The following is an 11,780-nucleotide window of genomic DNA, read 5'->3' as shown; positions in this document are numbered from 1 at the left end:
ACCATAGACAATCTCCCCCCTCCCGCAAGCGAGAGGGGGGAGATTGTCTATGGTTTCCCATTCCGGCCTTCTGACGGTCATGGAGCGCGCCGCGCGCAAGGCGGCGCCGCGGCTTCGCCGCGACTTCAACGAGGTGCAGCACCTGCAGGTTTCCAAGAAGGGCCCGGCGGACTTCGTGTCGATGGCCGACCAGCGCGCCGAGCGCACGCTCTATGACGAGTTGTTGAAGGCGCGGCCCGACTGGGGCTTCCTGATGGAAGAGGCGGGCGAGATTCCGGGCAATCCCGACAAGCCGCGCTGGATCATCGATCCGCTCGACGGGACGTCGAACTTCCTGCACGGTATCCCCCATTTCGCGATCTCGATCGCCGTCGAGGAGCCGCGGGCCAACGGCAGCCGCGAGATCACCAGCGCGCTCGTCTATCAGCCGCTGACCGACGAGAGCTTCTGGGCGGAAAAGGGCAGGGGCGCGTGGCTCCAGGACCAGCGCCTGCGCGTGTCCTCGCGCCGCCATCTCGACGAGGCGCTGATCGCGACGGGTATCCCCTATATGGGCCACGGCGATTTTGCGCAGTGGACGCGGATTTTCGGCGCGATCGCGCCCGAGGTCGCGGGGATCCGCCGCTTCGGTTCGGCCGCGCTCGATCTCGCATGGGTTGCCGCCGGGCGATATGACGGCTTCTGGGAAAGCGATCTTCAGCCCTGGGATGTCGCGGCGGGCATGCTGCTCGTGCGCGAGGCGGGCGGCTTCGTCACCGATTTCCGTGGCGGTGATCGCGCAATGGAGCGCAAGGAGTTTCTTGCGGCCAACGACGCGCTCCATTCCAGGCTGCACAAGCTGCTGGCGGGCGCACTCCGGTAGGCGCGCCCCGCCTTTTGCATTTGAAACCCGTCTAGAACTGGATCGTCATGCAGCCAGTCTTGCGGCCGGCTTCGCAGTTCAGGAAGAAGATCGTGATCGGCACCCCGGAGTCGGCGCTGCGGATATAATTGCCGTCCTTCCCCTCGATCATCTCGGCATTGTAGCCGTTGTCGCGGAGCAAGGTGAGGAACTTGCCCTGATCCTTGGGCGATATCATCTCGGCGCAACGGGCCCAGAAGGCGTCCAAAGCCGCAGAAATCCGTCCAATTGCGAATCATTCTCACGGCTTCCAAGCCTTGCTTCGCGGGTGCGGCAGTCCTAGAAGCCGCGCCAGAAAACTCTGAGCGTAACGAGAGTCCCTTGGTCGACCTGTCGCAATATCTGCCGATCCTGCTCTTTCTGGGCGTGGCATTGGTGCTTTCGAGCGTGTTTGTCTTTGCGCCGATGGCGGTTTCGCGTCTGACCGGCGCGCACAAGCCCGATCCGGAGAAGTTGTCCGAATATGAGTGCGGCTTCCCCGCCTTCGAGGATTCGCGCAGCCAGTTCGACGTCCGATTCTATCTGGTCGCAATCCTGTTCATCATCTTCGATCTCGAAGCGGCCTTCCTGTTCCCGTGGGCGGTTACGCTCGAAGAGATTGGCTGGACCGGCTGGGCGGCGATGATGATCTTCCTGGGCGAACTCGTGCTCGGCCTTGTCTATGCGTGGAAGAAGGGAGCCCTGGAATGGGAGTAACGCTCACACCGACGGCTCCCGGCATGCCCGTGCCGGACAATCAGCCCGATCAGGCATTCTTCAACGACCTCAATTCGGAGCTGACCGACAAGGGCTTCCTGGTCACCTCGACCGAGGAGCTGTTCCAGTGGGCGCGCACGGGCTCGCTGTGGTGGATGACTTTCGGTCTGGCGTGCTGCGCGGTCGAAATGATCCACGTCAACATGCCGCGCTACGACATGGAGCGTTTCGGCGCCGCGCCGCGCGCATCGCCGCGCCAGTCGGACGTGATGATCGTCGCGGGCACGCTCTGTAACAAGATGGCTCCGGCGCTCCGCAAGGTCTACGACCAGATGTCGGAGCCCAAATACGTCATCTCGATGGGCAGCTGCGCCAATGGCGGCGGCTATTACCATTACAGCTATTCGGTGGTGCGCGGCTGCGATCGCATCGTGCCCGTGGACATCTACGTCCCCGGCTGCCCGCCCACCGCCGAAGCGCTGCTCTATGGCATCATGCAGCTCCAGCGGAAGATCCGCCGCTCGGGCACGATCGAGCGCTGATATGGGAAGTCCTGCACCCAGATACGCCACCAATGAGGGCGTGATCGATGTCGTACGCGCCGCAATCGGCGGCGCCTTCGTCGACGGTATCGAATCCGTCGGCGAAGTCGCGATCACGGTGAAGCGCGAGGCGCTGGTCGATGCAATGACCGCGCTGCGCGACGAACTCGCCTATCAGCAGCTCATGGAGATCGCGGGGGTCGACTGGCCCGAAAACCCCGAGCGGTTCGAGGTCGTCTATTGCCTGCTGTCGGTGACGAAAAATCACCGCATCCGCGTCCATGTGTGGACCGATGAGGAAAAGCCCGTCCCCAGCGTCACCGGGGTCTGGCCCGTCGCGGGCTGGCTCGAGCGCGAGGTGTACGACATGTACGGCGTGCTGTTCTCGGGCAATTCCGACCTGCGCCGTATCCTCACCGACTATGGCTTTCGCGGCCATCCTCAGCGCAAGGACTTCCCGCTCACAGGCTATGTCGAGCTGCGCTATTCAGAAGAGGCGAAGCGCGTGGTCTACGAGCCGGTCCAGCTGGCGCAGGATTTCCGCAGCTTCGACTTCATGAGCCCGTGGGAAGGTGCCGAGTACGTGCTTCCCGGCGATGAAAAGGCGAAGCTGCCCGAGGCCAAGGGCGCGCCGACGCCGCTCAAGGCTGACGAGATCAAGAAGGCCGACGCACCCAAGACCGAGGCCAAGGCTCCGCCGCCGACGCCCAAGATGACCGAGAAGGTGGAAGACACCGGAGCGGGCGCCGCGGCCAACAAGGAGGCGGCCAAGAAGTCGGCCGCCGCGAAGAAGGCGCCGCCCAAGGCCGAGACCACCAGCAAGGCGCCGGCGAAGAAGCCTCCGGCCAAAAAGCCGCGGACCTCGCCGGGAGGTAAGAAATAATGGCTGACCATCTTCAGGAACTCGAAGCGCGCGTCGATGCCGAAAAGCCGACCCCCGGCGATGTCGAGATCCAGAACTACACTATTAACTTCGGGCCGCAGCACCCCGCGGCACACGGCGTGTTGCGCATGGTGATGGAGCTTGACGGCGAGATCGTCGAGCGCGTCGATCCGCATGTCGGCCTGCTCCACCGCGGCACCGAGAAGCTGATCGAATACAAGACCTACCTGCAGGCGCTGCCCTATTTCGACCGGCTCGACTATTGCTCGCCGCTGGGCATGGAATACAGCTATGTGCTGGCGATCGAGAAGCTGCTCGACCTCGAGGTTCCGCTGCGCGCGCAGTATCTGCGCGTGTTCTTCGCGGAGCTGACGCGCATCTGCAACCACATGCTCAACATCGGCTCGCACGTCATGGACGTCGGCGCGATGACGCCCAACCTGTGGCTGTTCGAGATCCGCGAGGACTGCCTCAACTTCTTCGAGCGCGCTTCGGGCGCGCGCATGCACATGGCCTGGTATCGCCCCGGCGGCGTGCATCAGGACGTGCCGCTCAAGCTGCTGACCGATATCGGCGACTGGCTCGACACGCGCCTGCCGCGCCTGTTCGAGGACGCGGTTTCGCTGTTCGCGGACAACCGCATCTTCAAGCAGCGCAACGTCGATATCGGCGTCGTGAGCAAGGAAGACGCGCTGGCCTGGGGCTTCTCGGGTCCGATGATCCGCGCTGCGGGCATCCCCTGGGATATCCGTCGCAGCCAGCCCTATGACGTCTATGACCGCATGGAGTTCGACATTCCCGTCGGCACGAAGGGCGATTGCTACGACCGCATCATGGTGCGCATCGAGGAGGTTCGCCAGTCCGCGCGCATCATGAAGCAGTGCCTTCGCGAGATGCCCGAGGGGCCGATCGCGTCGCTCGACCGCAAGGTGGTGCCGCCCAGGCGCGCCGAGATGAAGCGCTCGATGGAGGCGCTCATCCACCACTTCAAGCTCTATACCGAGGGCTTCCACGTTCCCGCGGGCTCGGTCTATGTCGCGACCGAGAGCCCCAAGGGGGAGTTCGGCGTCTATCTGGTGTCGGACGGCAGCAACAAGCCCTATCGCTGCAAGATCCGCCCGACCGCGTTCAGCCACCTCCAGGCGATGGATTTCATGATGAAGGGACACATGCTCGCCGATACGACGGCGGTGCTTTCGGCAATCGACGTGGTGTTCGGGGAGTGTGATCGTTGAGCGCACTTCCGACCCTTGTCCGGTTCGTACAGCTCGCGGTGCTGGCGCTGGCCAGCTACATCGCGATCCGCGTGCTGTCCGGCGCCTTTTCGGGTGGCGAGATTTCGTTCGATCGTGAGGATCTGATGCCCTTTGGCGCGCTGCTGATCGGCGCGGCAATCGCGGGACTGATCCGTTACGGGAAGCAATTGTATGATGATCGTTGATCGGGTGGCTCGATAATGGCTGACGCACCCCAAATCCCCGACGAGGCCGAGGTCCGCGCGCGCTGGGGCGATTTCGAATGGACCCCCGCCAACGCCGAGAAGGTGAAGGAAATCATCGCGCGCTACCCGGCGGGGCGGCAGCAGTCGGCGGTGATGCCGCTGCTCGACCTCGCGCAGCGCCAGGTGGGGCTTGAGACCAATACGCAGGGCTGGCTGCCGGTGCCCGTGATGGAATACATCGCGAAGCAGCTCGGCATGGCCCATATCCGCGTGTACGAAGTCGCGACCTTCTACACCATGTACAACCTCGCGCCCGTGGGGCGCTATCACGTGCAGGTCTGCGGCACGACGCCGTGCATGCTGCGCGGCTCGGACGACGTCTTCGCGGCGTGCAAGACCAAGGGCATGTCCAAGGGGCACACCACCGCCGACGGGCTGTTCACGCTCACCGAGGTCGAGTGCCTCGGCGCGTGCGCCAACGCGCCGATGGTGCAGATCAACGACGACAATTACGAGGACCTGACCTTCGAAAGCATGACCGCGATCCTCGATGCGCTGGCCAGGGGCGAGACACCCAAGCCCGGCCCGCAGATCGACCGTCAGACGAGCTGCCCCGAGGGCGGCCCGACATCGCTCAAGGAAATGGTCTCCGCAAACCACGATTACAGGGGGCAATGGTGACCATCACGCCTCTCGCGGACAAGGACCGCATCTTCACCAACGTCTACGGTTTCCAGCCGTGGAATCTGGCCGCTGCGCAGAAACGCGGCGACTGGGACAACACCAAGAAGCTGATGGAAATCGGCCAGGACGCGATCATCGAGGCGATCAAGGCCTCGGGGCTGCGCGGCCGCGGTGGCGCAGGGTTCCCGACCGGCATGAAGTGGAGCTTCATGCCCAAGGAAAGCCGCGACGGACGTCCCAATTTCCTCGTCATCAACGCCGACGAGTCCGAGCCCGGCTCGTGCAAGGACCGCGAGATCATCCGTCACGATCCGCACAAGCTGATCGAAGGCGCGCTGATCGCAGGCTATGCGATGCGCGCGCGCGCGGCGTACATTTACATTCGCGGCGAGTTCATCCGTGAAGCAGAGACGCTCTTCGCCGCGGTCGCAGAAGCCTATGACAAGGGCCTGCTCGGCAAGAACGCCGCCGGCTCGGGCTATGATTTCGACGTCTTCGTCCACCGCGGCGCGGGCGCCTATATCTGCGGCGAGGAAACCGCGCAGATCGAAAGCCTCGAGGGCAAGAAGGGCCAGCCCCGCCTGAAGCCGCCTTTCCCGGCGGGCGCGGGCCTTTATGGCTGCCCGACCACGGTCAACAATGTCGAGTCGATCGCGGTCGTCCCCACGATCCTGCGTCGTGGCGCAACCTGGTTCTCGTCCTTCGGGCGCGAGAACAACAAGGGCACCAAGCTCTTCCAGATCAGCGGCCATGTGAACAAGCAGTGCGTCGTCGAGGAGACGATGGGCCTCTCGTTCCGCGAGCTGATCGACAAGCACGCTGGCGGTATCCGTGGCGGCTGGGACAATCTGCTCGCCGTCATTCCGGGCGGTTCGTCGGTTCCGCTCGTGCCCGCGGCGCAGATCATGGACGCGCCGATGGACTTCGACGGTCTGCGCGAGCTCGGCTCGGGCCTCGGCACCGCCGCGGTCATCGTGATGGACAAGTCGACCGACATCGTCCGCGCGATTTCGCGCCTCAGCTATTTCTACAAGCATGAGAGCTGCGGCCAGTGCACGCCCTGCCGCGAAGGCACCGGCTGGATGTGGCGCGTGATGGAAAGGCTGCGCGCCGGCGACGCCGACATTTCGGAGATCGACACGCTCTTCGAGGTGACCAAGCAGGTCGAAGGCCACACCATCTGCGCGCTCGGCGACGCGGCCGCGTGGCCGATCCAGGGCCTGATCCGCCACTTCCGCCCCGAGATCGAGCGGCGGATTAACGAGAAGAACGGCAGCGCGCCCGTTATGGAGGCTGCGGAATGATGTTGCTTTCGAGGAGCCGCGCCACTCGCACCATCGTTGCTGTCTCAACGCTGGCAGGTATGGCCGTGCCCCACGCACCAGCGTTCGCTGGCAAGCAAGAAGCAGCGGTTGCTCAGTGTGCGCCTCAAAAGGCGCCCGCGTCAGTCCAGAATTGGCTTGCCATGGAGATTCCGTCGTCCAACGCGAATCTCAACGCTCTTAAAACCAACGAGGCGCTGGCGTTTCGGTTGGCGGCGATCTGCGCGACTGTCCAAGTCGATGAGCGTCGCCCGGGGAGAACGCCCAACTGGAAAGCATTGAGAGCGGCGCTGACGAAAGTAAAACCTTCCACGACAGGCGCGCCCGTTGCGGAAGGGGTGGTTGAACTCTGCTTGTCGAATGTGCTCGAGGCAGGTCAGGCTCGCTTGTTTAAGGCCGAGATTGCGGCTGTTGGTGAGACCGGACGGCTTATCGCGTTTCAGCAGTATTTCCGGTTTACTGACCAATGGGGTGCCGTGCCGCTCCCGATGGATTTGAGGACGGTTCCGCCCGCGGACGCGAAAATCGAAACCACGTGCAAACATATCGGCGTCGATGGGAGTTTGTCCGATGCCTAAAGTAACCGTAGACGGCATCGAACTCGAAGTCCCGCAGGGCGCGACCGTCCTGCAGGCGTGCGAGATGGCGGGGAAGGAAATCCCGCGCTTCTGCTATCATGAGCGGCTGTCGATCGCCGGCAACTGCCGCATGTGCCTCGTCGAGGTGAAGCCCGGGCCGCCCAAGCCGCAGGCTTCGTGTGCGCTGCCCGCCACCGAGGGGCAGGAGATCCGCACCGACAGCCCGATGGTCAAGAAGGCGCGCGAAGGGGTGATGGAGTTCCTGCTCATCAACCACCCGCTCGACTGCCCGATCTGCGACCAGGGCGGCGAGTGCGACCTGCAGGACCAGTCGATCGCCTATGGCAAGGGCCATAGCCGTTACGACGAGAACAAGCGGGCCGTGACCGAAAAATATATGGGTCCGATCGTGAAGACGGTGATGACACGCTGCATCCAGTGCACGCGCTGCGTCCGCTTCGCCGAGGAAGTCGCGGGCGTCGAGGAAATTGGCGCGATCGGCCGCGGCGAGAATATGCAGATCACCTCCTATCTCGAGCGGGCAGTGACCTCCGAGCTTTCGGGCAATGTCGTCGATCTCTGCCCCGTGGGAGCGCTCACCTCCAAGCCTTACGCCTTTGAGGCGCGGCCGTGGGAGTTGAAGAAGACGCTTGCGATCGACGTGATGGATGCGGTTGGCACCAACATCCGCCTCGACAGCCGCGGCCGTCAGGTGCTGCGCGCGCTGCCGCGCATCAACGAGGACGTGAACGAGGAATGGGCGACGGACAAGACGCGCCACGCGGTGGACGGTCTGGTCCGTCGCCGCCTCGACCAGCCCTTTGTCCGCGTCGATGGCGCGCTCAAGCCCGCGAGCTGGGAAGAGGCTTTTGCTGCGATCGCCGAAGTCGCGAAGACCGCCAAGGGCAGCGTCGCCGCGATCGCGGGCGACATAGTCGATTGCGAGACGATGTACGCCGCCAAGGCGCTCGTCCGCTCGCTTGGTTCGGATCTGCTCGAAGGCCGCCAGACGGGCATGGCCTATGACGCGTCCAACCTTGCTGCGGTCAACTTCAACACCACGATCGCGGGGATCGAGGAAGCCGACGCGATCCTCATCATCGGGTCGAACGTCCGCTGGGAAGCGCCGCTGGTCAACACGCGCATCCGCAAGGCCGTCCGCAGGCGGGGTGCCAAGGTATTCGCGGTCGGCCCCGAAGCCGATCTCACCTATAAGGTCGAATGGCTGGGTGAGGACCTGGGCGTTCTCAATAAGTTGCCCAAGGCTGTTGCCGACGCGTTCAAGGATGCGCAGAAGCCCGCGGTCATTGTCGGCGGGGCAGGGCTGAAGGGCGCGCATGGCGCGGCGCTTGGTCTCGTCTCGAAGCTCGGCCTGATCAAGGATGGCTGGAACGGCTTCAACGTGCTGCACATGGCGGCGGCGCGTATGGGCGGGCTGATGCTCGGCTATGCGCAAAAGGGCGGTATCGCCGATATCGTCGCCAAGAAGCCCAGGCTGGCCTTCTTCCTCGGCGCTGACGAGGTCGATTTTGCGAAGTTCGACAAGAGCTTCAAGGTCTATGTCGGCCATCATGGCGACGCGGGCGCGCATGCCGCAGACGTGATCCTGCCTGGCGCCGCCTACAGCGAGAAGCCGGGCACATATGTGAACCTGGAAGGCCGCGTTCAGCGCAGCGACCGTGCCGTCTTCGCGCCGGGCGACGCGCGCGAGGACTGGACGATCTTCCGCGCGCTTTCTGCGGTGATCGGCAAACCGCTGCTGTTCGACACGCTCGGTCAGCTCCGCGCGGAAATGGCCACCGAGGTCCCTGCGCTGGGCGTCGAGGGTCTGGCAGCCTATGAATGGGCACCGCCCAAGCTCGATGCCAAGGCGGAAGGCACGATCCCGGCCTATCCGATCAAGGATTTCTACCTGACCAACGCGATCTGCCGCGCATCTCCGACGATGGAGCGCTGTTCGGATGAATTGCTCCACGGTGCGCGTTTCCTGGAGGCTGCGGAATGAGGGCTCTTCAGCCATTTCGTGTCATCCCCGCGAAAGCGGAGATCCAGACGATGTGTGAGCGCGATACGGAGTCCGCATGGATTCCCGCTTTCGCGGGAATGACAATAAAGGGCGGGTCGGGCAAATGACCGAGTTTTTCCAGTCCACCCTCGGCTATGGCTTCGGCTGGTTCCTTGCCACGCTGTTGCTGATCCTGTTTATCGCGCTGCCGCTGCTGCTGGCGGTCGCGATGATCATCTATGCCGACCGCAAGATCTGGGCGGCGATGGCGCTGCGTCGCGGCCCCAACGTCGTCGGGCCTCTGGGTCTGCTCCAGTCCTTTGCCGACGGCCTGAAGGTCTTCCTGCAGGAAACGATCATCCCGTCGGCCGCGAACCGTGGCCTGTTCCTGCTCGCGCCGATCATCACCTTCACGGTGGCGCTGATCGTCTGGGCGGTGATCCCGTTCGGCGAGGGCATGGTGCTGGCGGACATCAATGTCGGCCTGCTCTACATCCTCGCGGCTTCGTCGCTCGGCGTGTACGGCGTGATCCTCGCGGGCTGGGCGTCCAACTCGAAATATCCGTTCTATTCCGCGATCCGCGCGGCTTCGCAGATGGTATCGTACGAGGTCTCGATCGGCTTCGTGCTGATCTCGGTCGTGCTCTACGCGGGCACCTTCAACATGACCGGCATTGTCGAGGACCAGCGCGGCCATATCTTTGGGCTGATCAACGCCTATGGCTTCAACCCGCTGCTCTTCCCGATGGCGGTGGTGTTCCTGATCTCGGCGCTCGCCGAGACCGCACGAGCCCCCTTCGACCTCACCGAGGCCGAGTCCGAGCTCGTCGCGGGCTACCAGACCGAATATTCGTCGATGAGCTTCGCGCTGTTCTGGCTGGGCGAATACGCCAACGTCATCCTGATGTGTGCGCTCAACGCGATTCTCTTCTGGGGCGGCTATCTGCCCCCGATCGACTGGGCGCCGCTCTACGCCATTCCCGGCATCTTCTGGCTGTTCGCCAAGATCCTCGTCTTCTTCTTTATCTTCTCGTGGATCAAGGCGACGGTGCCGCGTTACCGCTATGACCAGCTCATGCGGCTGGGCTGGAAGATCTTCCTGCCGCTGTCGCTGTTCTGGGTCTTCCTCGTGTCCGGATATCTGATGCTTACGCGCTATGGAGGCGTATCATGAGCCTCGCCCACATCATCAAGACCTTCACGCTCTGGGAGTTCGTCAAGGCGCACTGGCTGACCTTGAAGTATTTCTTCAAGCCCAAGGCGACGATCAACTTCCCCTATGAGAAGAACCCGCTCAGCCCGCGTTTCCGTGGCGAGCATGCACTGCGCCGCTATCCCAATGGCGAAGAGCGCTGCATCGCGTGCAAGCTGTGCGAGGCCGTCTGCCCCGCGCAGGCGATCACGATCGAGGCGGAACCGCGCGAGGACGGCAGCCGCCGCACGACGCGCTACGACATCGACATGACCAAGTGCATCTATTGCGGCTTCTGCCAGGAAGCCTGCCCGGTCGACGCGATCGTCGAAGGCCCGAACTTCGAGTTCGCGACCGAAACGCGCGAGGAGTTGCTTTATGACAAGGCGAAGCTCCTCGCCAATGGCGACAAGTGGGAGCGCGCGATTGCCGCGAACCTTGCCGCCGATGCACCCTATCGCTAAGCGCCCACGGAACAGGGGAGCCCGTTCGATCATGAGTTTCAAGTCAGCCAACATTGTCATTCCCGCGGAAGCGGGAATCCAGACGATGGCGGTGTCCTGCCCCGAATCCGCATGGATTTCCGCTTTCGCGGGAATGACACCGGAAGGGACGGGCGCATGATCCAGATATTCGCCTTTTACCTGTTCGCCATCATGGTGATCGCCAGCGGCGTGCTGACGATCATGGCGCGCAACCCCGTGCACTCGGTGCTGTGGCTGATCCTCGCCTTCTTCAATGCGGCGGGTCTGATGCTGCTCGCGGGCGCCGAATTCATCGCGATGCTGCTCGTCATCGTCTATGTCGGCGCGGTCGCGGTGCTGTTCCTCTTCGTCGTGATGATGCTCGACATCGACTTCGCCGAGCTGCGCGCGGGCTTCGCCAATTACGCGATGTTCGGGCTGCTGCTCGCGCTCGTGCTCGTCGGCGAGATGATCTTCGCGGTCGGCGCCTGGCAGGCGGGCGGCATCGAGCTGGCGCAGCGCATCTCGCCGATCGCGGCCGACCAGCCCAATATCGAGGCGTTGGGCGCGCTGCTCTACACGCGTTATCTCTACATTTTCGAGGCAGCGGGGCTCGTCCTGCTCGTCGCGATGATCGGCGCGATCGTGCTGACGCACCGTGCGCGTGGCGGCGTCCGTCCGCAGAACATCTCGGAGCAGGTCAAGCGGCGTCCGCAAGATGCGGTACGCAACGTCAATCCGCCCGTGGGCGAGGGGGTGCAGCTGTGATCGGCATCCAGCATTATCTGGTGGTGAGCGCGCTACTCTTCGTGACGGGCGTGCTCGGCATCTTCATCAACCGCAAGAACGTCATCATCATCCTGATGGCGATCGAGCTGATCCTGCTCGCGGTGAACATCAACCTCGTCGCCTTCTCGTCCTATCTCGGCGACATGGTGGGGCAGGTGTTTGCGATGTTCGTGCTGACCGTCGCCGCCGGCGAGGCAGCGATCGGGCTTGCGATCCTGGTGATCTATTTCCGTGGCCGCGGCACGATCGCGGTTGATGACATCAACCGGATGAAGGGGTGAAT

At 63.5% G+C, this 11,780-nt stretch carries 15 protein-coding genes; 14 read left to right on the top strand and 1 reads right to left on the bottom strand.

Features of this window, described 5'->3' with window-relative positions; genetic code table 11:
• Positions 1-49: 49 nt before the first annotated feature.
• Positions 50-862, top strand: a complete 813-nt coding sequence (locus tag AC3WJD_RS10265; RefSeq protein WP_492746520.1) for an inositol monophosphatase family protein — start codon at positions 50-52, stop codon at positions 860-862.
• Positions 863-893: 31 nt separating this feature from the next.
• Here AC3WJD_RS10265 and AC3WJD_RS10260 read toward each other — a convergent pair whose 3' ends face one another.
• Positions 894-1,079, bottom strand: a complete 186-nt coding sequence (locus tag AC3WJD_RS10260) for a hypothetical protein (RefSeq protein ID WP_492746519.1) — start codon at positions 1,077-1,079, stop codon at positions 894-896.
• A 143-nt stretch (positions 1,080-1,222) separates the two neighbouring features.
• Between AC3WJD_RS10260 and AC3WJD_RS10255 the strand changes: the two genes are divergently transcribed.
• The 13 genes from AC3WJD_RS10255 (at position 1,223) to nuoK (ending at position 11,778) form a co-directional block, all read left to right on the top strand.
• Positions 1,223-1,597, top strand: a complete 375-nt coding sequence (locus AC3WJD_RS10255; protein WP_492746518.1) for an NADH-quinone oxidoreductase subunit A — start codon at positions 1,223-1,225, stop codon at positions 1,595-1,597.
• On the top strand, positions 1,588-2,139 hold the full coding sequence (locus tag AC3WJD_RS10250) for a NuoB/complex I 20 kDa subunit family protein (RefSeq protein ID WP_492746517.1): 552 nt from the start codon (positions 1,588-1,590) through the stop codon (positions 2,137-2,139). Before AC3WJD_RS10255 ends, AC3WJD_RS10250 begins: the two co-directional genes overlap by 10 nt.
• A gap of 1 nt (position 2,140) precedes the next feature.
• On the top strand, positions 2,141-3,022 hold the full coding sequence (locus AC3WJD_RS10245) for an NADH-quinone oxidoreductase subunit C (protein WP_492746516.1): 882 nt from the start codon (positions 2,141-2,143) through the stop codon (positions 3,020-3,022).
• On the top strand, positions 3,022-4,257 hold the full coding sequence (locus AC3WJD_RS10240; RefSeq protein ID WP_492746515.1) for an NADH-quinone oxidoreductase subunit D: 1,236 nt from the start codon (positions 3,022-3,024) through the stop codon (positions 4,255-4,257). The genes AC3WJD_RS10245 and AC3WJD_RS10240 overlap by 1 nt, the downstream gene beginning before the upstream one ends.
• On the top strand, positions 4,254-4,463 hold the full coding sequence (locus AC3WJD_RS10235) for a hypothetical protein (protein ID WP_492746513.1): 210 nt from the start codon (positions 4,254-4,256) through the stop codon (positions 4,461-4,463). The genes AC3WJD_RS10240 and AC3WJD_RS10235 overlap by 4 nt, the downstream gene beginning before the upstream one ends.
• A 15-nt stretch (positions 4,464-4,478) precedes the next feature.
• The gene (gene nuoE, locus AC3WJD_RS10230) at positions 4,479-5,144 is read left to right on the top strand and encodes an NADH-quinone oxidoreductase subunit NuoE (RefSeq protein ID WP_492746512.1); all 666 of its coding nucleotides are present in this window, start codon (positions 4,479-4,481) and stop codon (positions 5,142-5,144) included.
• Positions 5,141-6,451, top strand: coding sequence for an NADH-quinone oxidoreductase subunit NuoF (nuoF, locus tag AC3WJD_RS10225; RefSeq protein ID WP_492746511.1), 1,311 nt, complete (start codon positions 5,141-5,143; stop codon positions 6,449-6,451). Before nuoE ends, nuoF begins: the two co-directional genes overlap by 4 nt.
• A complete protein-coding gene (locus tag AC3WJD_RS10220; RefSeq protein WP_492746510.1) occupies positions 6,448-7,047 on the top strand; it encodes a hypothetical protein in 600 nt (199 codons plus the stop codon). The genes nuoF and AC3WJD_RS10220 overlap by 4 nt, the downstream gene beginning before the upstream one ends.
• Positions 7,040-9,052, top strand: coding sequence for an NADH-quinone oxidoreductase subunit NuoG (gene nuoG, locus AC3WJD_RS10215; protein ID WP_492746509.1), 2,013 nt, complete (start codon positions 7,040-7,042; stop codon positions 9,050-9,052). Before AC3WJD_RS10220 ends, nuoG begins: the two co-directional genes overlap by 8 nt.
• A 124-nt stretch (positions 9,053-9,176) precedes the next feature.
• A complete protein-coding gene (gene nuoH / locus AC3WJD_RS10210) occupies positions 9,177-10,226 on the top strand; it encodes an NADH-quinone oxidoreductase subunit NuoH (protein ID WP_492746508.1) in 1,050 nt (349 codons plus the stop codon).
• Positions 10,223-10,708: an NADH-quinone oxidoreductase subunit NuoI gene (gene nuoI, locus AC3WJD_RS10205; RefSeq protein ID WP_492746507.1), complete on the top strand. Its 486-nt coding sequence runs from the start codon at positions 10,223-10,225 to the stop codon at positions 10,706-10,708. Before nuoH ends, nuoI begins: the two co-directional genes overlap by 4 nt.
• A 156-nt stretch (positions 10,709-10,864) precedes the next feature.
• A complete protein-coding gene (locus tag AC3WJD_RS10200; RefSeq protein WP_492746506.1) occupies positions 10,865-11,476 on the top strand; it encodes an NADH-quinone oxidoreductase subunit J in 612 nt (203 codons plus the stop codon).
• Entirely contained in the window at positions 11,473-11,778 is a 306-nt protein-coding gene (nuoK, locus tag AC3WJD_RS10195) for an NADH-quinone oxidoreductase subunit NuoK (RefSeq protein WP_119763963.1), read from the top strand. Before AC3WJD_RS10200 ends, nuoK begins: the two co-directional genes overlap by 4 nt.
• Positions 11,779-11,780 lie beyond the last annotated feature (2 nt).

The organism is Sphingobium sp. FW306-1B-F04DB (assembly GCF_058781925.1).
Note: the sequence above shows the minus strand (reverse complement) of the source record. Positions and strands in the feature narration are given on the sequence as shown.